At 72.0% G+C, this 23,786-nt stretch carries 20 protein-coding genes; 10 read left to right on the top strand and 10 right to left on the bottom strand.

Annotated features, from left to right (window positions below; genetic code table 11):
* Position 1 precedes the first annotated feature (1 nt).
* Positions 2-361, bottom strand: a complete 360-nt coding sequence (locus KBZ10_RS25010) for a histidine triad nucleotide-binding protein (protein WP_210989988.1) — start codon at positions 359-361, stop codon at positions 2-4.
* Between the two features lie 267 nt (positions 362-628).
* Here KBZ10_RS25010 and KBZ10_RS25005 point away from each other — a divergent pair, with 267 nt between their 5' ends.
* Genes KBZ10_RS25005 through KBZ10_RS24995 form a run of 3 tightly spaced genes read left to right on the top strand, consistent with a single transcriptional unit; the run spans position 629 to position 3,856 of the window.
* A complete protein-coding gene (locus tag KBZ10_RS25005) occupies positions 629-1,804 on the top strand; it encodes a DUF262 domain-containing protein (protein ID WP_210989987.1) in 1,176 nt (391 codons plus the stop codon).
* Positions 1,801-2,916, top strand: coding sequence for a DUF3696 domain-containing protein (locus tag KBZ10_RS25000; protein ID WP_210989986.1), 1,116 nt, complete (start codon positions 1,801-1,803; stop codon positions 2,914-2,916). The genes KBZ10_RS25005 and KBZ10_RS25000 overlap by 4 nt, the downstream gene beginning before the upstream one ends.
* On the top strand, positions 2,894-3,856 hold the full coding sequence (locus KBZ10_RS24995; RefSeq protein WP_210989985.1) for a hypothetical protein: 963 nt from the start codon (positions 2,894-2,896) through the stop codon (positions 3,854-3,856). Before KBZ10_RS25000 ends, KBZ10_RS24995 begins: the two co-directional genes overlap by 23 nt.
* 32 nt (positions 3,857-3,888) lie before the next feature.
* On the opposite strand, the gene KBZ10_RS24990 is transcribed toward KBZ10_RS24995, so the two are convergent.
* Positions 3,889-4,386, bottom strand: a complete 498-nt coding sequence (locus KBZ10_RS24990) for an ATP-binding protein (RefSeq protein ID WP_210989984.1) — start codon at positions 4,384-4,386, stop codon at positions 3,889-3,891.
* Positions 4,387-4,569: 183 nt separating this feature from the next.
* On the opposite strand from KBZ10_RS24990, the gene KBZ10_RS24985 reads away from it, so the two are divergent.
* The 4 genes from KBZ10_RS24985 to KBZ10_RS24970 all read left to right on the top strand — a co-directional run bounded on the left by KBZ10_RS24985 (position 4,570) and on the right by KBZ10_RS24970 (position 9,846).
* A complete protein-coding gene (locus KBZ10_RS24985; protein ID WP_210989983.1) occupies positions 4,570-5,409 on the top strand; it encodes a DUF5753 domain-containing protein in 840 nt (279 codons plus the stop codon).
* Entirely contained in the window at positions 5,393-5,608 is a 216-nt protein-coding gene (locus KBZ10_RS24980; RefSeq protein ID WP_210989982.1) for a DUF397 domain-containing protein, read from the top strand. The genes KBZ10_RS24985 and KBZ10_RS24980 overlap by 17 nt, the downstream gene beginning before the upstream one ends.
* Before the next feature lie 185 nt (positions 5,609-5,793).
* Positions 5,794-9,021, top strand: a complete 3,228-nt coding sequence (locus KBZ10_RS24975; protein ID WP_210989981.1) for a S41 family peptidase — start codon at positions 5,794-5,796, stop codon at positions 9,019-9,021.
* A gap of 324 nt (positions 9,022-9,345) precedes the next feature.
* Positions 9,346-9,846, top strand: a complete 501-nt coding sequence (locus KBZ10_RS24970) for a hypothetical protein (RefSeq protein WP_210989980.1) — start codon at positions 9,346-9,348, stop codon at positions 9,844-9,846.
* A gap of 85 nt (positions 9,847-9,931) precedes the next feature.
* On the opposite strand, the gene KBZ10_RS24965 is transcribed toward KBZ10_RS24970, so the two are convergent.
* From KBZ10_RS24965 to hrcA, 4 genes are all read right to left on the bottom strand, one after another.
* A complete protein-coding gene (locus KBZ10_RS24965; RefSeq protein ID WP_210989979.1) occupies positions 9,932-10,672 on the bottom strand; it encodes a 16S rRNA (uracil(1498)-N(3))-methyltransferase in 741 nt (246 codons plus the stop codon).
* Positions 10,669-11,844, bottom strand: coding sequence for a nitronate monooxygenase (locus tag KBZ10_RS24960; protein WP_210989978.1), 1,176 nt, complete (start codon positions 11,842-11,844; stop codon positions 10,669-10,671). Before KBZ10_RS24960 ends, KBZ10_RS24965 begins: the two co-directional genes overlap by 4 nt.
* 196 nt (positions 11,845-12,040) lie before the next feature.
* A complete protein-coding gene (gene dnaJ / locus KBZ10_RS24955; RefSeq protein ID WP_210989977.1) occupies positions 12,041-13,180 on the bottom strand; it encodes a molecular chaperone DnaJ in 1,140 nt (379 codons plus the stop codon).
* A complete protein-coding gene (hrcA, locus tag KBZ10_RS24950; protein WP_210990023.1) occupies positions 13,181-14,197 on the bottom strand; it encodes a heat-inducible transcriptional repressor HrcA in 1,017 nt (338 codons plus the stop codon).
* A 204-nt stretch (positions 14,198-14,401) separates the two neighbouring features.
* Between hrcA and KBZ10_RS24945 the strand changes: the two genes are divergently transcribed.
* A complete protein-coding gene (locus KBZ10_RS24945; protein ID WP_210989976.1) occupies positions 14,402-15,124 on the top strand; it encodes an MBL fold metallo-hydrolase in 723 nt (240 codons plus the stop codon).
* Positions 15,125-15,159: 35 nt separating this feature from the next.
* Positions 15,160-16,005: a DUF3097 domain-containing protein gene (locus KBZ10_RS24940; RefSeq protein WP_210989975.1), complete on the top strand. Its 846-nt coding sequence runs from the start codon at positions 15,160-15,162 to the stop codon at positions 16,003-16,005.
* A 76-nt stretch (positions 16,006-16,081) separates the two neighbouring features.
* Here KBZ10_RS24940 and hemW read toward each other — a convergent pair whose 3' ends face one another.
* The 3 genes from hemW to lepA all read right to left on the bottom strand — a co-directional run bounded on the left by hemW (position 16,082) and on the right by lepA (position 21,577).
* A complete protein-coding gene (gene hemW, locus KBZ10_RS24935) occupies positions 16,082-17,314 on the bottom strand; it encodes a radical SAM family heme chaperone HemW (RefSeq protein WP_210989974.1) in 1,233 nt (410 codons plus the stop codon).
* 267 nt (positions 17,315-17,581) lie between these two features.
* Complete coding sequence (locus tag KBZ10_RS24930) at positions 17,582-19,471, bottom strand: long-chain fatty acid--CoA ligase (RefSeq protein WP_210989973.1); 1,890 nt, start codon at positions 19,469-19,471, stop codon at positions 17,582-17,584.
* Positions 19,472-19,702: 231 nt separating this feature from the next.
* Positions 19,703-21,577, bottom strand: a complete 1,875-nt coding sequence (gene lepA / locus KBZ10_RS24925) for a translation elongation factor 4 (protein WP_210989972.1) — start codon at positions 21,575-21,577, stop codon at positions 19,703-19,705.
* Positions 21,578-21,779: 202 nt separating this feature from the next.
* Here lepA and rpsT point away from each other — a divergent pair, with 202 nt between their 5' ends.
* On the top strand, positions 21,780-22,046 hold the full coding sequence (gene rpsT / locus KBZ10_RS24920; protein WP_030547367.1) for a 30S ribosomal protein S20: 267 nt from the start codon (positions 21,780-21,782) through the stop codon (positions 22,044-22,046).
* 473 nt (positions 22,047-22,519) lie between these two features.
* On the opposite strand, the gene holA is transcribed toward rpsT, so the two are convergent.
* The gene (holA, locus tag KBZ10_RS24915) at positions 22,520-23,515 is read right to left on the bottom strand and encodes a DNA polymerase III subunit delta (protein WP_210989971.1); all 996 of its coding nucleotides are present in this window, start codon (positions 23,513-23,515) and stop codon (positions 22,520-22,522) included.
* Between the last annotated feature and the right edge of the window lie 271 nt (positions 23,516-23,786).

Here is a 23,786-nt window from a genome sequence, read left to right as displayed (position 1 = left end):
ACTACCCGGGAGGCCAGTTGAGGCCGCGTCCGCCGAGGACGTGCGCGTGGACGTGGAACACGGTCTGCCCGGCGCCGGCGCCGGTGTTGAGCACGATGCGGTAGCCGGACCCGTCGATGTGTTCGTCGGCGGCGACGGCGCCCGCCTCGCGCAGGATGTCCGCGGCGAGCTGCGGATCGGCCGCCGCGACGGACGCCGCGTCGGGGTGGTGCGCCTTGGGGATGACGAGAACGTGCGTCGGAGCCTGGGGGTTTATGTCGCGGAAGGCGACCGTCGTCTCGCTCTCGCGCACGAGGGTGGCCGGCACCTCCCCCGCCACGATCTTGCAGAACAGACAGTCGGCCTGCGGCTCTCCCGCCATCAGCGGACCTCCTCGGCACGTTCGTTCGGTGGCCGGCCGGTCGGCGACCGGCGGCTGGTCGGCCGGTCCGGTGACCGGTGGTGACCGGCCGGCACCCGGCCGGTCTGGCGGCATGCTACCGGCCGGATCTTCCGCCCGCCGTGCCCGCGTCGCCCGGCGGGGTACGTCGTGCCAGCGCAACCGGCCGGGCGGCCAGCGCGCCCGGCATCGGGAGTTCCGCTTCGAACACGGGGAGCCGGGCCGTAGTCCCCCGATACGATCGCGTCCATGACGACCCCGGAGCGCCAGCACCCGCAGAAGATTACGGAGGAGTACTTCCTCGACAAAGCCACCGACGTCGAAGCGGAGGAGGAGAACGACGACGCCCTCCCCGAGATCGACCGGCCCTGGAATCCGGAGCAGATCAGGGTCAATACCCGGCAATTCTCGCTGCGCAACGCTCTGGACATGATCGACGATGATTCGCTGGAGCTCGCTCCCGACTTCCAGCGGGGCCGGGTCTGGAAGCTGGGGCAGAAGTCCAGGCTCATCGAGTCGGTGCTCCTGCAGATCCCGCTCCCCGCGTTCTATTTCGCGGAAGACACCGACGGGTACATGCGCGTGGTCGACGGGCTTCAGCGGCTGTCGACCATCCACGACTTCGTGCGCGGCGGGGAGGGTGCGGGCTTCGCGTTGAAAGGGCTCGAATATCTCAAGGAAACCGTCGAGGGGAAGCGGTTCGACGACCTCCCCGCGCCGTGGAAGCGGCGCATCAACAACGCGCAGATCGTCGCCCACGTCATCGATCCGACGACTCCGACAGACGTCATGTATGACATCTTCAAGCGCATCAACACCGGCGGGACCCCCCTCAGCGCCCAGGAGATCCGGCACTGCATGAGCCGGGACCGCAGCCGGGCGATCCTCAAGGCGATGACCTCAACGGCGGCGTTCAACGAGGCGACGAACAACCTGGGCGGCCACCTTCGGATGAATGACCGGGAGATGGCACTGCGCTTCGCCGCGTTCTGGCTGCTGGGAGTGGACGGTTATGCGCACGCCAAGGGCCCGGCGATGGACCCGTTTCTGCAACGCACCACGGCCATGCTGGACAACCCGAAGGAGGTATCCAGCGAACGTGTCGAGGAACTCAAGTCCGCCTTCGAAAAGGCCATGCGAAACGCACGCACAGTCTTCGCCGAATACGCCTTCCGCAAGTGGCCGCTGGGCGTGTCCGGAAGAAACCCGATCAACCGCGCTCTATTCGAGACCTGGTCGATCACACTGGCTGACAGCGACCCAGAGGATCTGGAACGCCGTCGGAAGGACATCATCAGGGCGGCGCGCGAGCTCATGACGAACGACTACCGGTATCTGGAGGCGATCACCTCGTCTACGGGTGACGTCCGCCGCGTTCTCTACCGCTTCGAAGCCACCGCGCGCGCTGCGGAGGCAGGCGCGTGATCACCTCGCTGGGGATCCGGAACTTCAAGCGTTTCACCGATGCGTCCTTCACGTTCCGGCCTTTCACGGTGCTGACCGGCCTGAACGGCACCGGCAAGAGCACCACCATTCAAGCGCTGCTGATGGCCCGGCAATTGGCGGATTCCAGGGGCAGTGGCGTGGTGCAGCTGAATGGACCGTACGGACTGGCGCTGGGAGAGGCTCATGAGGTGCTGCACCCGTCCGCGCCGGATTCGGTCATCGAGATCCGGCTCGACAACAGCGACCCTGCCTTCGCCCCTGTCGTCCACCGCTTCGAAGTCCCCGACGAGCAGGCGCTATACCTCGTGGACGCGACAGCTCCCGAGCGCATGCTGCCCGAGTTGCACGGCCGCGGATGTGGCTTCACCTACCTCTGTGCCGAGCGGCTCGGCCCTCGGGACCAACTGGGCGTATCCGCCGAACATCCAGACCGGATCGGTGTCGGGACGCAGGGTGAGTTCACCGCGCAGGTGCTCGCTCTCCACGAAAGTGATCAGGTGGCCGCAGAACTGCTGCACCCGGGCACCGCTGCCACCCACGGCGTCACCATCCTCCGTACGCAGGTGGAGACCTGGGCATCCGACATCATCCGGCCCGTCAAGATCACGGCCCAGTGGCCCCCGGGCATCACGGCGAGCACCATCCGCTTCCAGGAACCAGGTCTGCTGAGTGAACCGATCCGTCCGACCAACATGGGGTTCGGCTTCTCCTATGCGCTGCCAGTCATCGTGGCCGGCCTCCTCTCCCGCCCCGGTGATCTTCTGATCGTGGAGAATCCCGAGGCACACCTGCACCCGGGTGGCCAGTCCAAGCTGGGCCGCTTCCTGGCACGGGTCGCGGGCGCCGGCACTCAGGTGATCGTGGAGACCCACAGCGACCATGTGCTGAACGGCGCCCGCCTCGCCGTGGCGGAGGAACGGGTGCTGGCACCCGAGGACGCCCTCGTCCATTACTTCGGCGAAGAGGCAGCCGGAGCCGCACCCATTGAGTTCACCGCGAAGGGCGAACTGACCGACTGGCCGGCGGGCTTCTTCGACCAGATGGAACATGACCTGGGGAGGTTGGCGCGTGCCAGGCGCGGAGTCAGGTGAGCCGTACCGCTTCGTCGTCGACGAGTCGTCCTTTGACTTTCGGGGACTCACGGAGGACCGGCTCACGGACCTGTTGAATGATTTCAGCGACGCGCTCACGGAGCTGCGCGAACAACACGGGATCGCCGTATCGCCCTGGTGGAGCGAGACCGAGTGCGCGGACGGTGTTGAGCTGTACGAGATCCTGTACGGCGGCGCCGAGCCGCGCGCCGGCAGGGACGCGCGGCTGCGGATGGCTGGTCTGATGGACCGCTGCCCCTCCTGGGACACCGAACTCCCCGGCCTGCCGGACCAGGTGGAGATCGCCGGAGTCGTGCAGGAACTCGCATGGTCGGTGGGGTACGCGCTGTGGCAGGGAGTGCGCGGCCACAACGTCGGATGTCTCGTCTTCCCCGCAGTCGGGCGACGGGGCTGGCACCCGGTGACCGGCGGGGAGACGGGAGCAGACGTCTACTTCATCGCCGAGACCTCCGCTCTCGCCGGCTTCTGGCGTGAGCTCTTCGTCCGGGAGAACGTCCCGGAGGGTGATTTCTTCGCCAGAGCCGCCGCGGCCTTCCCAGGGCTCGTCTTCGCCGAGTCACTCACCTTCCGCAAGTTCGACGGCTCTTACCAGGACTTACGCGACTGGGTGGTCAATGTGCTGGCCGTCGTGCACGACCACTTCACAGACGCCCTGGCCGCGCACCCCGGCAACACCAGGGCCGTCCAGCAACTGCTCGGCAGCCATGGCATCACGCTCTCACCCGAGAGCGTCAAAACCCGCTCCAAGACTAAGATCATGAAGCAGCGCGACGTCAAACACGAGGGTGAGATCTACCGGTGCGAATGGCACGCCAAACAGCACCCCGCCCGTAATCGCGTGCACTTCAGTCTCCCCGCCCCCCGGTTGGGGCAGCGCATCCTCGTGGGCATCTTCGTGGATCATCTCGACACCGAGTGATGGCAGCACACGCGGGAGCCGTGTGAGTCCAGTCACGGTGAAGTGTCGTCCCCTCGGGCCGGAAGCGACAGGTGCCCCCACACCACCTTCCCCGGGCCGTTCCGGTCGCCGATGCCCCAGGAGTCGGCGAGGGCGGCCACGAGGAGCAGTCCCCGGCCTCCGCACGCGTCCGGGTCCGGCGCGCAGAGTTCGGGCCGGGCGGGCGAGGCGTCGTGGACCTCGATCCGCAGGCCGCTCGGCAACGCCGGGATGTACCGGGTCTCGATCTGCCGTCCCGGCGATACGCGGGCGTGCCGACCGGCGTTGGTGAGGAGTTCGGAGAGGACCAGCGTGGCCGACTCCTCCAGCGCGGCCAGTCCCCAGTCGGCCAGCGCCTTGCGCAACTCCAGCCGCGCCAGCCCGACGCAGCTCGGGTGACGGCTCCAGCGCAGGACGACGGGGTGGCCCGCGTGTTCCGCCGACCGGCTTTCGGACGGCGGACGCGAGCGGTCCGGGGACGCGGGGTCGGGACGGCTGGCAAAGCCCGGCATTGCTGACGCTCCTTGATGCGGTGACCACGCCCCGGCCGCGAACAGGAATGTGTATGCGCGCGACCGGAATTGGCGGGAGTGACCACACCACCATCGCTGTCCGGGCACACTGGGGTACATATCCGAGCCGTCACCAATAGGGCTGCGTGGACGGCCAGTTGCACGAAAGAAGGTTCGGTCGAAGTGGAGCTGAACAATGAATCCGACCAGCTCACACCACGGGTCAGGCTGGGGCGCCGACTCCGCAGGATGCGGGAGCGCAGGGAACTGTCACTACGCCAACCGTCCGAACAGGTGGGCGGATATTCGCACAGTTATCTCGGCCGGGTGGAACTGGGGGAGCAACTCCCCTCCGAGGCGCTGGTGAACTCGCTGGACAGCTTCTTCGACACCGACGGCGTGTTGGGCGAACTGCTGGAGATCGCCCACGCGTCGGTCATCGCCGACTACAGCCGCACCGTCGTGAGCAAGGAACCCGAGGCGGAACGGATCCAGGTATTCACCAGCAGCCTGGTTCCGGGACTTCTCCAAACCGAGGAATACGCGCGCGAATTGTTTCGCAGGTCACTTCCCGGCGAATCCGAGGAGGATAGAAATGCGCGCGTCACCGTTCGTTTGCGTCGGCAGAGAATTCTCTACCAGGAGAAACCTCCGTACTACTGGTCAATCATGGATGAAGCGGCGCTAAAGCGCCCAGTGGGCGGCCCAAGGCGCATGTCCGCACAACTCCGCCATCTGCTGCACATGGCGTCCCAGCCCCGCGTCACGGTCCAGATCCTGCCGTTCGCCGAGGGGGCACACCCCATGCTGGGAGGGGGGTTGACTCTCATGACCCTGAAAGAGGGCAGGACCATCGCCCTGGTCGAGAGTTTCGACACCGGGGAAGCGGTGGAATCGACGCGCAGGGTGGTCGATCTCACCGACCGATTCGATCTGGCACGGTCACTGGCCCTGACGGACGACGCATCCATCGACTTGATCTCCGAATACCTGAAAGAGTACGAGGATGACTGTGATTCCTGATGCCTCGGCTCTGCCTTCCTGGCGCAAATCGAGCTACAGCGACAACGGAGGCGGCGGATGTATCGAGGTCTCCGACGGCCACCCCGGGCGCGTCCCCGTCCGGGACAGCAAGAACCCCCACGGGCCCGCGCTGGTCTTCCCGGCGGATCGCTGGTCCGCCTTCGTCGCCGCTCTCAAGGTCGGGGGCTTCCCGGCCTGAGCCCCGGGCGACGACATGACCGGTCCGGCGGGGCCGCTGCCGTCCGGGGGCGGCCCCGCCGGCCTCGCGGCCCCGGCCGCAACCGTCCGGCGGCACCGGTGCGTTGGGGGCGGAAGGCCCCGTCCCGGCCGGGAACCGCCGGTGCCCCCTGTTCGCTCCGGTAATGGGTGAATAGGGTTGCAGTTGTGACGCAGCCTTCGTACCTCCGCTACCCGCATCCGCACGGTGAGTTGATCACCTTCACCGCCGAGGACGACGTCTGGGCGGCACCGCTCGACGGCGGCCGTGCCTGGCGTGTGAGCGCCGACAACATGCCGGTGTCGCATCCGCGGATATCCCCCGACGGCCGGCACATCGCCTGGACGTCCACGCGCGACGGGTCGCCGGAGGTCCATGTGGCCCCCGTCGACGGCGGCCCGTCCCGGCGGCTGACGTACTGGGGCAACGCCCGTACGGCCGTGCGCGGCTGGACGCCCGAAGGCGAGGTGCTGGCGGTGACCGCCGCCGGGCAGGCGTCCCTGCGCCGCACCTGGGCGCGGGCCGTGCCGCTGGACGGCGGTCCCGCGCGCACCCTGCCGTACGGGCCGGTCGGCGACGTGGCGTACGGGCCCGAGGGCGCCGTGCTGCTGCTGTCCGCGACCATGGGGCGCGACGCCTCGTCCTGGAAGCGCTACCGGGGCGGCGCGGCCGGCAAGCTCTGGCTCGACGCCAGCGGCGACGGCGAGTTCGAACGGATTCACGCCGGTCTGGACGGCAACATCGAGCAGCCGCTGTGGGCGGGCGGGCGTATCGCGTTCCTCTCCGACCACGACGGCACCGGGGCCCTGTACTCCTCACTGCCCGACGGCAGTGATCTGCGCCGGCACTCCCCCCTCGACGGCTTCTACGCCCGGCAGGCCACCGGCGACGGCACCCGCGTCGCCTACGCCGCCGCTGGTGAACTCTGGCTCCTGGACGACCTCGACAGCGCCGAGCCGCGCCGCCTCGGCCTCCGCCTCGGCGGCTCCCGCACGGACCTCCAGCCGCACCCGGTGCGCGCCGCACACCACCTGGGGGAGGCCCGGCCCGACCACACCGGCCGCGGCAGCGCCGTGGAGGTGCGCGGCACCGTCCACTGGGTCACCCACCGGGAGGGCCCGGCCCGCGCGCTCGCCGCCGAACCCGGGCAGCGTGCGCGGCTGCCGCGCACGTTCGGGGTGGACGGCACCGAGCACGTCGTCTGGGTGACGGATGCCGAGGGCGACGACGCGCTGGCCATCGCCCCGGCCTCCGGCGCCGAGCCGGGCAGCGGGCCGCGCCGCATCGGCGCCGGGCGGCTCGGGCGCGTGCTGGATCTGGCCGTGGCCCCGGACGGCGGCCGGATCGCCGTGGCCTCGCACGACGGACGGGTCCTGCTCGTGGAGCGCGAGTCCGGGGAGATCCGCGAGGTGGACCGGAGCGAGGACGGCGACGCCGACGGCCTGGTCTTCTCCCCGGACTCCGGCTGGCTGGCCTGGTCGCACCCCGGGCCGGGGGCGCTCCGCCAGCTCAAGATCGCCAACACCGCCGATCTGTCCGTGTCCGAGGCCACCCCGCTGCGCTTCCGCGACTTCTCGCCCGCCTTCACCACCGACGGTCGGCATCTGGCCTTCCTCTCCGAACGCGCCTTCGACCCGATCTATGACGTCCACGTCTTCGACCTGGCCTTCGTGGGCGCCTGCCGGCCGCATCTGATCACGCTCGCCGCCTCCACGCCCTCACCGTTCGGCCCGCAGCGCCACGGGCGTCCGCCGACGCCCGAGCGCAACGACGGCGACGAGGGGGAGGGCCGCGCGGGCTCCTCGTCCGGCTCGTCGTCCTCGGTGCCCGTCACCCGCGTCGATCTGGACGGGCTGGCCGACCGCATCGTGCCGTTCCCCGTCGAGGCCGCCCGCTACTCCACCCTGCGGGCCGCCGAGGGCGGCGTCCTGTGGCTGCGCCACCCGCTGCGCGGGGTGCTGGGCTCCGCCCTGGCCCCGGACGCCTCCGGGCCGTCCACCGCCCTGGACCGCTACGACCTCGTGCAGCAACGGCTCGAACACCTGGCCGACGACGCCGACGACTACGCGGTCACCGGCGACGGCAAGCGGGTGCTGCTCTCCACCGGCAGCAAGCTCCGCCTGGTGCCGGCCGACAGCAAGCCCGGCGACGACGACAGCGACGACAACGTCACCGTCGACCTCTCCCGGGTACGGCTCATGGTCGACCCGGCCGCCGAGTGGCGGCAGATGTACGCGGAGGCCGGCCGGCTGATGCGGGACAACTTCTGGCGGCCGGACCTCGGCGGCGTCGACTGGGACGGCGTCCTGCAGCGCTACCGGCCGGTGCTGGACCGGGTGGCCACGCACAGCGACCTCGTCGACCTGCTCTGGGAGGTCCAGGGCGAGCTGGGCACCTCGCACGCCTACGTCAACCCACCGGGCGGCTGGACCGACTCCGCGCACCGGCAGGGCCTGCTCGGGGCCGATCTGGAACGGGACGAGGAGGGCGTGTGGCGCGTGGCGCGCGTGCTGCCGTCCGAGACGTCCGACCCGCAAGCCCGTTCCCCGCTCGCCGCGCCCGGTGTCGCGGTGCGGGCCGGGGATGCGATCCTCGCCGTGGACGGCCGGCCCGTCGACCCGCTGCTGGGCCCCGGCCCGCTGCTCGTCGGGGCGGCCGGCAAGCCCGTCGAACTGACGGTCGCCCCGGCCGGCGGCGGATCCCCGCGGTACCCCGTCGTCGTCCCCATCGCCGACGAGGAGCCGCTGCGCTACCACGACTGGGTCGCCGGACGGCGCGCCCATGTGCACGAGACATCCGGCGGCCGGCTCGGCTACCTCCACGTGCCGGACATGGTGGGCTCCGGCTGGGCGCAGCTCCACCGCGATCTGCGGGTGGAGGTCACGCGCGACGGGCTGATCGTGGACGTCCGGGAGAACCGCGGCGGGCACACCTCGCAACTCGTCGTGGAGAAGCTGGCCCGCCGCATCATCGGCTGGGATCTTCCGCGCGGGACGCGGCCGTTCAGCTATCCGCAGGACGCTCCGCGCGGGCCGGTCGTCGCGGTCGCGAACGAGTTCTCCGGCTCCGACGGCGACATCGTCAACGCCGCCATCAAGGCGCTGGGCATCGGCCCGGTCGTCGGCACCCGCACCTGGGGCGGCGTCATCGGCTTCGACGGCCGCTACGACCTGGTGGACGGCACGGGCGTCACCCAGCCCAAGTACGCGACATGGATGGAGGGTTGCGGCTGGGCCGTGGAGAACCACGGTGTCGATCCGGACGTCGAGCTGGTGCACACCCCACAGGACTCCGCGGCCGGCCGCGACCCGCAGCTCGACGAGGCGGTGCGGATCGCGCTGGCGGCCCTGGCGGAGAACCCGGCCAAGACCCCGCCGGAACTCCCGCCGCTCTGACGGGCCCACGGGGCGGCCGGGCCGGCCGGGCCGCCCCGGAGCTCCGCCGGACGGCGCTGTGGTGGCGGGGCCGGGTCCGCGGCACGGTCTGCGGCGGCACACAGCGGCACCCCAACGGCGTACGGCGGTCCGGCGAACGGCCTCCCCCGGCGGGGGCGTTGACGGGCGGCATCGCAGCGGCACACCGGGGAGCGCGCCCGGCCGCGCCGGCCGCGCCGGCCGGGGCGCAGGGCCACCGGCCCCGCCCGGCCCTCCGGGAGGGGTCCCCTACCGCGCGGTACGGGACCATACTGGCGGGCGACCACCGCCAGGAGGAGACCAGCCATGAGTTCCGCCCCGCCCGCGGACACCGCCACCCGCCGCGTTCCCCGTCGCCGGATGCCGCACCGGGCCGCGGCTGCCGGGGCGGCCGCCGCGGTGGTCCTCTCCCTCGCGGCCTGTGGGCAGAGCGACGGCACGGCCCCGGCACCGGCCCCCTCCCGGCCGCCGGTGGCCGGAGGGCCGTTGCTGACGCTCACCGTCAGCGGCGGCGTGGCCGGCCACACCAGCCGGGTGACCGTGGAGGCGGACGGCACCGTCGAGACCGTCCGGCGGAGCGGTGTGCCGCGGTCCGGGCGGATGCGGGACGCACAGGTGACCGAGCTGCGCGACGTCCTGGCGAGCGAGCGGTACGCGCGGCTGCCCGCGCGCACCTTCAACCGGCCCACCACCGACGCCTTCGTCTACGAATTCGAAGCCCAGGGGCGCACGGTGGTCGCGGACAGCACCTCGCTGCGGAGACCGCTGAACGAGGTCCTCCAGTTGCTCGGCTCCTGGCGGCCGTAGCCGCCCTCGCACGGTCCTGCGGGCCGGACCGGACCGATCCGGTGTCGAGGTGTCGAGGTGTCAAGGTGTCGAGGTGTCGAGGGGGTCAGGACCAGCGGCCCGTGCGCCCCAGCAGCAGCGCGGCGGCGGCCGTACCGGCCGTGGAGGTGCGCAGGACGGTCGGCCCCAGCCGGTACGGCTTCGCACCCGCCGCCGTGAACGCCGCCAGCTCCTCCGGTGAGACACCGCCCTCCGGGCCGACCACGAGCACGATGTCCCCGCCCTCCGGAAGCACGGCGGTGGCCAGCGGTTCGGCGGCCTCCTCGTGCAGCACGGCGGCGAACGCGGCGCCGGACAGCAGACCGGCGACCTGGCGCGTGCTCATCGGGCCCGGCACCTCCGGCAGCCTGAGGCGGCGGGCCTGCTTGCCCGCCTCGCGGGCGGTGGCCCGCCACTTGCCGAGCGCCTTGGCGCCCCGCTCACCCTTCCACTGCGTGATGCAGCGGGCCGCCGTCCAGGGCACGACGGCGTCCACGCCGGTCTCCGTCATGGTCTCCACGGCGAGTTCGCCGCGGTCGCCCTTCGGCAACGCCTGGACGACGGTGATCCGGGGGCTGGGCTCCGGCTCGTGGCGAACCTCGGTGATCTCGGCCTCCAGGCGGTCCTTGCCCTCGACGGCCGCCACCGTGCCGTACCCGCCGGTTCCCCGGCCGTCCGTCAGCACGATCTCCTCGCCGGCGCGCAGCCTCCGCACGGAGACGGCGTGGCGCCCCTCGGGGCCGTCGAGCACGAACCGGCCGGGGGCCGGCGGACGCTCGGGGTCGGTCAGGAACACCGGTGCCGTCATGCGGGCTCACCTTTCTCGGGTGGTGCGGCCGGCGGGCCGGCCGGGCTCTCCGGACCGGTCGCGGCACCGGCGCCGTACGGGCCGGCGACGAGGGCCGCACGGGCCGCGTCCAGTTCGGCCACCAGGGTCCGTACCAGCTGCTCCGCGGGGAGCGTCCGCGCCATCCGGTGCCCCTGCCCGGCCCAGAGGGCCATGCCCTGCGGGTCGCCCGCGTGGGCGGCCGCCCGGCGCAGCCCGGCCGTCATCCGGTGCACCTGCGGATACGCGGCCGGGGCGTACGGGCCGTGCTCCCGCAGGAAACGGTTGACGAGCCCCCGCGCCGGGCGCCCCGTGAAGGCCCGGGTCAGCTCGGTGTGCGGAAAGAGCGGATCGGTCAGCGCCCGCTTGTGGACGGGGTGCGCGCCCGACTCCGGGCAGGCCAGGAAGGCGGTGCCGAGCTGCGCGGCGACCGCTCCGCCCGCCAGGACGGCCGCGATCTGCGAGCCCCGCATCAGCCCGCCCGCCGCGATCAGCGGAAGGTCCACGGCCTCACGGACCTGGGCGAGCAGCGTCAGCAGCCCGAGCCCGGGCGCACCGCGGTCGGCATACGGGTCGTCCCGGTGGGTGCCCTGGTGGCCGCCGGCCTCCACACCCTGCACGCACACCGCCGCGGCACCGGCCGCCTCGGCCGTCCGCGCCTCGGCCACGGAGGTGACGGTGACGACGGTGACGGTGCCCGCGCGGGCCAGGGCCCGCAGCACACCGGCGTCGGGACAGCCGAAGGTGAAGGAGACCACGGCCACCGGGGCGTCGGTGAGGACGGCGAGCTTCCCCTCGTAGCCGTCGTCGCCGGCCGTGTCGGGGTCGGGGTCGCCGAGCGGGGTGGCGTACCAGGAGGACTCCCCGGCGAGTTGCTCCGCGTAGACGGCGACCGCGGCGGAGTCGGCGACGGGGCGCTGCGGCAGGAACAGGTTGACCCCGAAGGGGCGGTCGGTGAGCCCGCGCAGCAACCGGATCTCCTGGTACACGGCCTCGGGCGTCTTGTAGCCGGCGGCCAGGAATCCCAGCCCGCCGGCCCGGCACACGGCGGCGGCCAGCTCCGGGCGGGAGGCCCCGCCCGCCATGGGCGCCTGGACGATCGGATACCGGAAGAGGTCCGTCACCGCGGGGGCACCCCCCGTTGCTGCAGCCATGCGGCACATGGTGTCACGGAGGACCGGGCGGCCGGACTCTTCCCCCGGTTCTCTCCACCAAGCGGTCCCGGCGGAACGGCCCGGCGGAACGGCCCGGCGGAACGGCCCGGCGGAACGGCCCGGCGGAACGGCCCCGGGCCCCGGCCGTCCGCCGGGGCCGGGGTGTCACACGGTTGTGCCGCCCACCGGTTCGGGTTCAGCGGCCGTTGAAGGCGTCCTTCAGCCGGGAGAAGAGACCCTGCTGGCCGGGCTGGAAGTGGCCGGCCGGGCGCTCCTCGCCGCGGATCTTGGCGAGCTGCCGGAGCAGGTCCTCCTGCTGGGGGTCGAGCTTGGCCGGCGTCTGCACCTCGACGTGGACGATGAGGTCGCCGCGCCCGCCGCCGCGCAGATGCGTGATGCCGCGCTGGTGGAGCGGGATCGACTGGCCGGACTGGGTACCGGGCCGGATGTCGACCTCCTCCAGGCCGTCCAGCGTCTCCAGCGGACACTGGGTGCCGAGGGCCGCCGCCGTCATCGGGATGGTGACCGTGCAGTGCAGATCGTCACCGCGCCGCTGGAAGACGGGGTGCGGCACCTCGTGGATCTCGACGTAGAGGTCGCCGGGCGGGCCGCCACCGGGGCCGACCTCGCCCTCACCGGCGAGCTGGATGCGGGTGCCGTTGTCCACACCCGCCGGGATCTTGACGGTCAGCGTGCGCCGCGAGCGGATGCGGCCGTCGCCCGCGCACTCGGGGCACGGCGTGGGCACGACGGTGCCAAAGCCCTGGCACTGCGGGCAGGGGCGGGAGGTCATGACCTGGCCCAGGAAGGACCGCGTCACCTGGGAGACCTCGCCGCGGCCGCGGCACATGTCGCAGGTCTGGGCGGAGGTGCCGGGGGCGGCGCCCTCGCCGCTGCAGGTGTTGCAGACGACGGCCGTGTCGACCTGGATGTCCTTGGTGGTGCCGAACGCGGCCTCGTCCAGCTCGACCTCGAGCCGGATCATCGCGTCCTGGCCGCGCCGGGTGCGGGACCTCGGGCCGCGCTGCGAGGCGGTGCCGAAGAACGCGTCCATGATGTCGGAGAAGTTGCCGAAGCCGGCCCCGCCGAAGCCGGGGCCCGCGCCACCGCCGCCGGCCCCGGACACCGGGTCCCCGCCGAGGTCGTAGACCTGCTTCTTCTGCGGGTCCGAGAGCACCTCGTAGGCGGCGTTGATCTCCTTGAACCGCTCCTGCGTCTTGGGGTCCGGATTGACGTCCGGGTGCAGCTCGCGTGCGAGACGGCGGAACGCCTTCTTGATCTCGTCCTGTCCAGCGTCCCGGCTCACGCCCAGTACGGCGTAGTAGTCGGTGGCCACTTACGACTCCGCCAGGATCTGTCCGACGTAACGTGCCACTGCGCGTACCGCTCCCATCGTTCCGGGGTAATCCATGCGGGTCGGTCCGACCACGCCGAGTTTCGCCACCGCCTCGTCGCCCGAACCGTAGCCGACGGCGACGACGGAGGTGGACGTCAGGCCCTCATGGGCGTTCTCATGCCCGATACGCACCGTCATTCCGGGCTCCTCGGAGGCGCCGAGCAGCTTCAGCAGCACGACCTGCTCCTCCAGGGCCTCCAGCACGGGCCGGATGGTCAGCGGGAAGTCGTGGCGGAAGCGGGTGAGATTGGCGGTACCGCCGATCATCAGCCGCTCCTCGGTCTCCTCGACGAGCGTCTCCATGAGGGTGGCGAGCACCGTGGAGACCGTCCCGCGGTCCTCCGTCTCGAAGGACTCCGGAAGATCCTGCACCAAGCGCGGCACTTCCGCGAAACGGTGGCCGGACACCGCGCTGTTGAGGCGGGCCCGCAGATCGGCCAGCGAGGTCTCGCCGAACGGCGCCGGGCAGTCCACCATGCGCTGCTCGACCCGTCCGGTATCGGTGATCAGGACGAGCATGAGCCGCGCGGGCGCCATGGACAGCAGTTCGACATGGCGCACGGTCGAGCGGGTGAGCGACGGATACTGCACCACCGCCACCTGCCGGGTCAGCTGCGCGAGCAGCCGCACCGTGCGGCCCACCACGTCGTCGAGGTCGACGGCGCCGTCGAGGAAGTTCTGAATGGCCCGGCGCTCCGCCGTCGAGAGCGGTTTCACACCGGCGAGCTTGTCGACGAACAGCCGGTAGCCCTTGTCCGTGGGGATGCGTCCGGCACTCGTGTGCGGCTGGGCGATGAAGCCCTCGTCCTCCAGCGCCGCCATGTCGTTGCGCACGGTGGCGGGCGACACCCCGAGGCGGTGGCGCTCCGTGAGTGCCTTGGAGCCGACCGGCTCCTCGGTGCCGACGTAGTCCTGGACGATGGCGCGCAGCACTTCGAGTCTGCGTTCGCTCAGCATCGCGCTCACCTCCAGTCGGTCTCTCGGTCCCGGTCCTCGTCCCGGTCCTTGGCACTCGATCCGGACGAGTGCCAGTTTCCCCGGCCAAGTGTACGGCGGTGTGGTACGGCGAGGGCAAGGGCGGACCCGTCACCGGGCGAATACACGGCCGGTGGACAGCGCACCGGGCGGACACGAACACCCGCCTGCGGCTAGCGTCATCGTATGGAACGCGGTTGGGAAGAGGCGGGCGGGGAGCACCTGGCGCGCGGCGTCGCACGCCGCCGTCTGCCGCGCTGGGACGCCACGGCGGGGCTGGTGCACGGGCCGGACGCGGTCCTGGTCGTGGACGCGGGAGCGAGCCTCGCCGAGGGGGCGGACATCCGCCGGTGGGCACGGCGCCTGGCGGGCCGGGACGTGACCCATCTCGCATTCACCCACGGGCATTTCGACCACGTACTCGGCGCCGCGGCCTTCGCCGGCGCCGAGACGTACGCCGCCGTGGGCCTGGACCGGCTGCTGGCCGGCGGGCGGGAGACGGTGGCCGCCGACGCGGTCCGGCACGGGCTGGACGCCGGGGACGCGGCCGAGGCCGCCGATCTGCTGGTCCGGCCGCGGCACCTCGTCTCGGGCGAGATGGCGGTGGCCCTCGGCGGCGGCCGGGAGGCCGTGCTCGTCAACATCGGGCCCGGGCACACCCCGCACGACCTGGTGGTGCTGGTGCCCGGCGACCCCTGCGTCGTGTTCTGCGGCGATCTCGTGGAGCAGTCGGGGGAGCCGCAGGCCGGCCCGGACGCCGTACCCGGGCGCTGGCCCGCCGCGCTGGACCGGCTGGTGGAACTCGGCGGCGCGAACGCGCTGTACGTGCCCGGTCACGGAGCGGTGGTGGACGCCCGCTTCGTCCGGGCCCAACGCGAGGCGCTGGCGGCGCGGTTCGGCGTGTCGTGACCGGCGCCCGCCCGCCGTTCGTATCGTCGGTGCCCATGCGCAGCAGACAGTACGGGCCCGACCTGACCCCGCCGTGGAAGAAGACCGAGCCGGTGCCCGAGGTGGCGGCCGAGCCCGGTCTCGTGGTGGAGGAGGCCGCCACCGGGTTCTGCGGCGCGGTGATCCGCAGCGAGAAGACGGCCCAGGGGCCGGTGGTGACCCTGGAGGACCGCTTCGGCAAGCACCGGGTTTTCCCGATGGGGCCGCGCGGCTTTCTGCTGGAGGGGCGCACGGTCACCCTGGTGCGCCCCTCGGCCGCCTCGGCCGCCGCCCCGCGCCGCCCCGCCCGCACCGCCTCGGGGTCGATCGCTGTCCCGGGAGCGCGGGCCCGGGTCGCGCGCGCCGGGCGGATCTACGTGGAGGGCCGGCACGACGCCGAACTCGTCGAACGGGTCTGGGGCGACGACCTGCGCATCGAGGGCGTGGTGGTCGAGTACCTGGAAGGCATCGACGACCTCCCGGCGGTGGTACGGGAGTTCGGGCCGTCGGCGGACGCGCGGCTCGGGGTGCTCGTCGACCACCTGGTGCCCGGGTCCAAGGAGTCGCGGATCGCGGCCCGGGTCATGGCGGACGGCACCTGGGGCGAGCACGTCCTCGTCGTCGGCCATCCGTACATCGACATCTGGGAGGCCGTGAAGCCGGCCTCCGCCGGCATTCCCGCCTGGCCGTCGGTCCCCCGGGGCCAGGACTGGAAGACGGGCGTCTGCCGGGCCCTGGGCTGGCCCGAGAACACCGGCGCGGCCTGGCAGCGCATCCTGTCCTCCGTGCACACGTTCCGGGACCTGGAGCCGGAGCTTCTCGGGCGGGTCGAGGAGCTCATCGACCATGTGACGGCCCCGTAGCCCGCCGGACCCGCGGGGAGCCCCCGCCCGGCCCCGCGGAGCCCCGGTGCGTGGTGCACGGTGCGCGGCGCCCGGGTCAGTCCACCAGGTCGCGGACCACCGCGTCGGCAAGCAGCCGGCCCCGCAGCGTCAGCGCCGCCCGGCCGCGCTCGTACGGCCCGGGCCGGAGCAGGCCGTCCGCCACCGCGCGGGCCGCCGCGCGCCGGCCGGCCGGGGCCAGCAGGTCCAGCGGGCAGCCGTCGGAGAGCCGCAGTTCGAGGAGGATCCGCTCGACGCGCCGGTCCCCGGCCGTCAGCACCTCGCGGCCGGCCCCGGGGGCACGCCCCTCGGCGAGCGCCTGGGCGTACGCCCCCGGATGCTTCACATTCCACCAGCGCACCCCGCCGACGTGGCTGTGCGCGCCGGGGCCCGCGCCCCACCAGTCGGCGCCGCGCCAGTACAGCTCGTTGTGGCGGCAGCGGGCGGCCTCGGTGGTCGCCCAGTTCGACACCTCGTACCAGTGGAAACCGGCCGCGGACAGCCGCTCCTCGGCGATCAGGTAGCGGTCCGCGTGCACGTCGTCGTCGGTCATCGGCACCTCGCCGCGCCGGATGCGCCGGGCGAGCCCCGTGCCCTCCTCGACGATCAGGGCGTAGGCGGAGATGTGGTCCGGGCCCGCGCCGACCGCCGCGTCCAGGGAGGCCCGCCAGTCGTCGTCGCTCTCCCCCGGGGTGCCGTAGATGAGGTCGAGGTTGACGTGCGCGAAGCCGGCCGCGCGCGCCTCGGCGACGCAGGCCTCGGGACGGCCGGGGGTGTGGGTGCGGTCCAGCACCCGCAGGACGTGCTCCTTCGCGCTCTGCATCCCGAAGGAGATCCGGTTGAAACCGCCCTCCAGCAGCGCTTCGAGATAACTGGGGTCCACCGACTCCGGATTGGCCTCGGTGGTGATCTCGGCGCCCTCGGCCAGCCCGAACTCGTCCCGGACCGCCCCCAGCATCCGCGACAGGCCGGCGGCGGGCAGCAGGGTCGGCGTGCCGCCGCCGACGAAGACGGTCTCGACCGGGCGCGGGTCGTCGCCGAGCACCTTGCGCGCCAGCCGCACCTCCTCGGCCAGCGTCTCGGCGTAGTTCTCGCGCGAGGCGAGAGCACCCCCGGAGCCGCGCAGCTCGCCGGCGGTGTAGGTGTTGAAGTCGCAGTAGCCGCAGCGCGTGGCGCAATAGGGCACATGGAGGTAGAAGCCGAGGGGCCGCTCCGCGGCGCCGTCGAGGGCGTGAGCGGGCAGCGCCCCGTCGTCGGGCACGGGTTCGCCGTCGGGCAGTACGGAGGGCATACCGGCCATTGTCCGTCATCGCCACGGGTCCCCGAACGGTCCGGGCGGGCGGTCCGGGAGTGCGGAACCGGGAGCGCGGAACCAGGAGTGCGGGATCCGGGAGGGCCGGACACGGCCCGGGCCCGGCGCGGATCACCTCCACACCGGGCCCGGGCCCTTCCCGCGGTCACGCCTCCTGCGCCCCCGCGTACATCTCACCGGTCAGCTGCCCGGCAGCCACCCTCCGGGGAGCCCCCCGTACCCCGGGGCGCCCCACCGCCGCGCACCTCACGCCTCACGCGACCCCGCGTACATCTCATCGATCAGATGCTTGTACTCGCGCTCCACGACCGGGCGCTTGAGCTTGAGGCTCGGGGTGAGCTCGCCGTGCTCGACGTCGAGGTCCCGCGGCAGGATGCGGAACTTCTTGATCGTCTGCCAGCGCTGCAGCCCCTCGTTGAGCCGCTGCACGTAGCCGTCGATGAGCTGGTGCATCTCCGGGGAGGCGACGATCTCGGCGTACGGCCTGCCGGCCATCCCGTTCTCCTCGGCCCAGCCCATGACCGTAGGCTCGTCGAGCGCGATCAGGGCGGTGCAGAAGTTCCGGTCGGCGCCGTGCACCAGGATGTTGGAGACGAACGGGCAGACCGCCTTGAACTGGCCCTCGACCTCGGCGGGGGCGATGTACTTGCCGCCCGAGGTCTTGATCAGGTCCTTCTTGCGGTCGGTGATCCGCAGGTAGCCGTCGGCGGAGAGCTCGCCGATGTCCCCGGTGTGGAACCAGCCGTCGGCCTCCAGCACCTCCGCTGTCTTCTCCGGCAGTCCGTGGTAGCCCTGCATGATGCCGGGGCCGCGGAGCAGGATCTCGCCGTCGTCGGCGATGCGCACCTCGGTGCCGGGCATGGGCTTGCCGACCGTGCCGGTGCGGTAGGCCTCGCCGGGGTTGACGAAGCTGGCGGCGCTGGACTCGGTGAGACCGTAGCCCTCCAGGATGTGGATGCCGGCGCCGGAGAAGAAGAAGCCGATGTCGGGGGCGAGGGCCGCGGAGCCGGAGATGGCCGCCCGCAGATTGCCGCCGAAGGCCTCGCGCAGCTTGGCGTAGACGAGCTTGTCGGCGATGGCGTGCTTGATCGTCAGGCCGGTCGGGGCGCCCGCCTTGCCGGTGCGGCGGTAGTTGTCCTGGGACACCCGGGCGTACTCGCGGGCGACGCCGGCCGCCCACTGGAAGATCTTGTACTTGGCGCCGCCGCCGGCCCGGGCCTTGGCCGCCACCCCGTTGTAGACCTTCTCGAAGATCCGCGGCACGGCCGCCATGTAGGTCGGCTTCACCACCGGCAGGTTCTCGATGATCTTGTCAATGCGGCCGTCGACCGCGGTGACGTGCCCGACGCCGATCTGGCCGGCCGTGAGGACCTTGCCGAAGACGTGCGCGAGCGGCAGCCAGAGGTACTGCACGTCCTCACCGGTGACCAGCCCGCTGGCCTCGATCGCCCGGGCCATGTACGACCAGCAGTCGTGCTGGAGCCGCACGCCCTTGGGCCTGCCGGTGGTGCCGGAGGTGTAGATGAGGGTGGCAAGCTGGTCGGAGGTGATCGCGGCGACCCGCTTGCGGATCAGGTCCGGCTCCTTCTCCAGCCGGGCCGCGCCGCGCCGCTCCAGCTCCGCGAGGGAGAGGACCCAGCCCTCCGGGTCGCCCTCGGCGGGCGCGGCGGCGGCCTCGTCGAGCACCACGACATGCGCCAGCTCGGGGAGTTCGGCTCGCCGTTCGCGGACCTTGGCGAGCTGTGCGGCGTCCTCGGCGATCAGCACCCGGCTGCTGGAGTCGGCGAGGATGTAGGCCGTCTCCTCGGCGTTCGTGCTCGGGTAGACCGTGGTGGTGGCAGCGCCGGCGCAGAGGATGCCCAGGTCGGAGAGGATCCACTCGACCCGGGTGTTGGAGGCGATGGCGACCCGCTGCTCGGCCTCCACGCCCAGCTCGATCAGACCGGCGGCCGCGGCGAAGACCCGCTCGGCCGCCTGTCCCCAGGTGTAGGAGCGCCACTCGTCGGGGCCCTTGCCCGAGGCAGGCGGGACCGGGTAGCGGTAGGCCTCCCGGTCCGGGGTCGACTCGACCCGGTCGAGGAAAAGAGTCGCCACGGAGGGCGGCCTGTTCTCAATCAACGTCTGCGTGTCGCTCACGACAATCCTCCGTGCCCCGCTGTGGTGCTGCAACGGAACTTGTTTAACCGGCGAGTAACCTTCAGGCAGGCCCAGAGTAGAGTGCGACCGGCTCGTTTGTAAGGGTCTGAGTGCCACTCGTTCACGAAGCGGAATTCCCCCCTCCCCGGGGGCGTGGCCAGCACAAAGGCGCCCGCCCCGGGGAGGACGGGCGCCTTCAGGGTGTGTCGCGGTGGCAGCGGCCGCCGCGGTCTACTTCTTGCCCTTGCTCTCGCCGGCGGCGGAGTCGGAGGACAGCACCGCGATGAAGGCCTCCTGGGGCACCTCCACGCTGCCGACCATCTTCATCCGCTTCTTGCCCTCCTTCTGCTTCTCCAGCAGCTTCCGCTTCCGGGAGATGTCACCGCCGTAACACTTGGCGAGGACGTCCTTGCGGATGGCGCGGACGGTCTCGCGGGCGATGACCCGGCTGCCGATGGCGGCCTGGATCGGCACCTCGAAGTTCTGCCGCGGGATGAGCTCGCGCAGCTTGGCGACGAGCCGCACCCCGTAGGCGTACGCCTTCTCCTTGTGCGTGATCGCCGAGAAGGCGTCCACTTTGTCGCCGTGCAGCAGGATGTCGACCTTGACCAGGTCGGCGGTCTGCTCGCCGGTGGGCTCGTAGTCGAGCGAGGCGTAGCCGCGGGTCTTGGACTTCAGGGCGTCGAAGAAGTCGAAGACGATCTCGGCCAGGGGCAGGGTGTAGCGGAGTTCGACCCGTTCCTCGGAGAGGTAGTCCATGCCCAGCAGCGTGCCGCGGCGGGTCTGGCAGAGCTCCATGATCGCCCCGATGAACTCGCTGGGCGCGAGCAGGGTGGCCCGGACGACCGGCTCATGCACCTCGGCGATCTTGCCGGTGGGGAACTCGCTGGGGTTGGTGACGGTGTGCTCGGTGCCGTCCTCCATGATCACGCGGTAGATCACGTTCGGCGCGGTGGCGATCAGATCGAGACCGAACTCGCGCTCCAGCCGCTCACGGATCACGTCCAGGTGGAGCAGGCCCAGGAAGCCGACGCGGAAGCCGAAGCCGAGCGCGGCGGAGGTCTCCGGCTCGTAGACCAGGGCGGCGTCGTTGAGCTGGAGCTTGTCCAGGGCGTCCCGCAGCTCCGGGTAGTCGGAGCCGTCCAGCGGATAGAGACCGGAGAACACCATCGGCTTGGGGTCCTTGTAGCCGCCCAGGGCCTCGGTGGCACCCTTGTTGAGCAGCGTGACGGTGTCGCCGACCTTGGACTGGCGGACGTCCTTCACCCCGGTGATGAGATAGCCGACCTCACCGACGCCCAGGCCGTCGGAGGGCTTCATCTCGGGGGAGGAGACACCGATCTCCAGCAGCTCGTGGGTGGCGCCGGTGGACATCATCCGGATCCGCTCGCGCTTGGCGAGGTGGCCGTCGACGACCTTCACATACGTCACCACACCGCGGTAGGCGTCGTACACGGAGTCGAAGATCATCGCGCGAGCGGGCGCGTCGGCGTCGCCGACCGGCGCCGGGACCTCGGCGACGACCTTGTCGAGCAGCGCCTCGACGCCCTCGCCGGTCTTCGCGGAGACCTTCAGCACGTCGGACGGGTCGCACCCGATGAGATGCGCCAGCTCCGCGGCGAACTTCTCGGGCTGTGCGGCCGGCAGGTCGATCTTGTTCAGCACCGGGATGATCGTGAGGTCGTTCTCCATCGCCAGATACAGGTTGGCGAGGGTCTGGGCCTCGATGCCCTGGGCCGCGTCCACCAGCAGGATGCAGCCCTCGCAGGCGGCCAGGGAACGGGAGACCTCATAGGTGAAGTCGACGTGGCCGGGAGTGTCGATCATGTTGAGCACATGGGTGGCGCCCTGGTTCTCGCCCCCTCCGGGCGCCCAGGGCAGCCGCACGGCCTGGGACTTGATCGTGATGCCGCGTTCGCGCTCGATGTCCATGCGGTCGAGGTACTGGGCGCGCATCTGACGCTGCTCGACCACACCGGTCAGCTGGAGCATCCGGTCGGCGAGCGTCGACTTGCCGTGGTCGATGTGCGCAATGATGCAGAAGTTGCGGATCAGCGCCGGATCGGTACGGCTCGGCTCCGGCACAGGGGTAGGGGTCGCGGGCACGCAGGGTCCATTCGGTGATGAGGCGCAGCTTGGCCGGGTCTGTGACAGTCCCCCCATCGTCCCATGACCGCGGCGCCCGGTCCGGTTTGGGAGGCCTCGGCCCTGCTGGTAGCCTGGTCCATCGCGTCTCGTGCCCTCTTCGTTGAAACGACACGGCGCACGGCGCACCCGAGAATCCGACGAAGCTGCAAAGGCTCTTTACGTGGCGAACATCAAGTCCCAGATCAAGCGGAACAAGACCAACGAGAAGGCGCGCCAGCGCAACAAGGCCGTCAAGTCCTCGCTGAAGACCGCGATCCGCAAGACCCGCGAGGCCGTGGAGGCCGGTGACCTGGAGAAGGCCACCACCGCCGCCCGCGAGGCCGCCAAGAAGCTGGACAAGGCCGCCAGCAAGGGCGTCATCCACAAGAACGCCGCCGCCAACAAGAAGTCGGCGCTGGCCCACCGGGTCGCCTCCCTCAAGGGCTGACCTCCGCCCCTCCGCTTCACCCGCGGTACGGAACCGCCCCGCCGGCCGCACGCCGCGGGAAGCCGTACGGCACTCGCTCGACCCGGGATCGTTTCCCGGATTCCGCCGGTCAGGACCCAGCGGGCCCTCTCAACCGCTCCGAACCGGCACTCTCCTCCGCGGCCCCGCCGCGGAACCGCGCCGCACGCGGCCTGCGTTCGCCACGCGGGTGCGGCGCACCCAGCTCGGACCGCGAGGCCCCGTAGCACCCTTCCCCAGGGTGGTACGGGGCCTTCGGCGTACGGGCCCCTCGGCCCGGCCGGGCCCGGCGGCGGGCCGCCGACCGCGGTGATGCGGCGGAGCCGCGCGACGGGACGGTACGAAGAGCCCCGCGGGGTGACAGCACGGGCAGGGGCCGCGCGAGCTGTGGCGGACGGGTGATACGGGCGGGTGATACGGGCGGAGTCGCGCCGGTGAAGGCGGTCCGGCCCGGGTCAGCCGCGCCGGCCGGCTGGGCGGGCCGCGCGGGCCACCGCCACCACGGCCTTCTCCAGGGCGTAACCGGGGTCGGCGCCACCGCCCTTGACGGCGCCGTCCGCCTCCGCGACGGCCCGCAGCGCGGTGGACACCCCGTCGGCCGACCAGCCGCGCATCTGCTGCCGCACCCGGTCGACCTTCCAGGGCGGCATGCCCAGGTCACGGGCGAGATCACCGGGCCGGGCCCCGCGCGGGGCGGACGCCAGCCTCCCGATGGCCCGGACCGCCTGAGCCAGCGCACTGGTGATCAATACGGGGGCGACACCGGTGGCCAGGGACCAGCGGAGTGCCTCCAGCGCCTCGGCGGCCCGGCCCTCGACCGCCCGGTCGGCGACCGTGAAACCGGAGGCCTCGGCGCGGCCCGTGTAGTAGCGCGCCACGACGGCATCGTCGATCGGGCCGTCGACATCGGCGGCGAGCTGCGAGCAGGCGCTCGCCAGCTCCCGCAGATCACTGCCCAGGGCGTCGACCAGCGCCTGGCACGCCTCCGCGGTCGCGGACCGCCCCGCGACACGGAACTCACCGCGGACGAAGGACAGCCGGTCGGCGGGCTTCGTCATCTTCGGGCAGGAGACCTCCCGGGCGCCCGCCTTGCGTGCCGCGTCCAGCAGCCCCTTGCCCTTGGCGCCCCCGGCGTGGACCAGCACGAGGGTGATCTCCTCGGCGGGCGAGCCCAGATAGGCCTTGACGTCCTTCACCGTGTCGGCCGAGAGGTCCTGTGCGTTCCGTACCACCACGACCTTGCGCTCGGCGAACAGCGAGGGGCTGGTCAGCTCCGCGAGGGTGCCGGGCTGCAGGGCGTCGGGCGTGAGGTCGCGCACGTCGGTGTCGGCGTCGGCGGCGCGCGCCGCCGCGATCACCTCCCGCACCGCGCGTTCCAGGAGCAGCTCCTCCTGCCCCACGGCGAGGGTGACGGGGTTGAGCGGGTCGTCGGTCGTCGTCTTTCTGGCCATCGCGGTCAAGCATCCCACGGGGCACCGACAGCGCTCACCGGGCGGACCGCCCATGCGCCCCGTTACCTTTTTCGTGGCCCCGCAATGGGGCGCCTGGCCCCCGGGTCCGGTATGGCTGTGTGCCCCCTGTCGTACGGATGACCTGGGGGTGTTGCCGCCGGGCTTCGGGGCACCGCTTGACCGCTGATGAGGGGCCTGACGACCGCCTGGCCCGGCGCAATGCCGGGCTGCTTCGGGCGGCATGTCTGCGTAACGTGGTTGCCGGCGTGCG

Source organism: Streptomyces sp. F63 (genome assembly GCF_018070345.1).
Classification (GTDB): Bacteria; Actinomycetota; Actinomycetes; order Streptomycetales; family Streptomycetaceae; genus Streptomyces.
This window is presented reverse-complemented; position numbering and strand designations above follow the sequence as displayed.

What these genes read in the sequence shown, in the direction of transcription:
- KBZ10_RS25010 (WP_210989988.1), bottom strand. Translation starts at nt 361, where the DNA reads ATGGCGGGAGAGCCGCAGGCCGACTGTCTGTTCTGCAAGATCGTGGCG.
- KBZ10_RS25005 (WP_210989987.1), top strand. Translation starts at nt 629, where the DNA reads ATGACGACCCCGGAGCGCCAGCACCCGCAGAAGATTACGGAGGAGTAC.
- KBZ10_RS24990 (WP_210989984.1), bottom strand. Translation starts at nt 4,386, where the DNA reads ATGCCGGGCTTTGCCAGCCGTCCCGACCCCGCGTCCCCGGACCGCTCG.
- KBZ10_RS24980 (WP_210989982.1), top strand. Translation starts at nt 5,393, where the DNA reads ATGACTGTGATTCCTGATGCCTCGGCTCTGCCTTCCTGGCGCAAATCG.
- KBZ10_RS24970 (WP_210989980.1), top strand. Translation starts at nt 9,346, where the DNA reads ATGAGTTCCGCCCCGCCCGCGGACACCGCCACCCGCCGCGTTCCCCGT.
- KBZ10_RS24965 (WP_210989979.1), bottom strand. Translation starts at nt 10,672, where the DNA reads ATGACGGCACCGGTGTTCCTGACCGACCCCGAGCGTCCGCCGGCCCCC.
- KBZ10_RS24960 (WP_210989978.1), bottom strand. Translation starts at nt 11,844, where the DNA reads ATGGCTGCAGCAACGGGGGGTGCCCCCGCGGTGACGGACCTCTTCCGG.
- hrcA (WP_210990023.1), bottom strand. Translation starts at nt 14,197, where the DNA reads ATGCTGAGCGAACGCAGACTCGAAGTGCTGCGCGCCATCGTCCAGGAC.
- KBZ10_RS24945 (WP_210989976.1), top strand. Translation starts at nt 14,402, where the DNA reads ATGGAACGCGGTTGGGAAGAGGCGGGCGGGGAGCACCTGGCGCGCGGC.
- KBZ10_RS24940 (WP_210989975.1), top strand. Translation starts at nt 15,160, where the DNA reads ATGCGCAGCAGACAGTACGGGCCCGACCTGACCCCGCCGTGGAAGAAG.
- hemW (WP_210989974.1), bottom strand. Translation starts at nt 17,314, where the DNA reads ATGCCCTCCGTACTGCCCGACGGCGAACCCGTGCCCGACGACGGGGCG.
- holA (WP_210989971.1), bottom strand. Translation starts at nt 23,515, where the DNA reads ATGGCCAGAAAGACGACGACCGACGACCCGCTCAACCCCGTCACCCTC.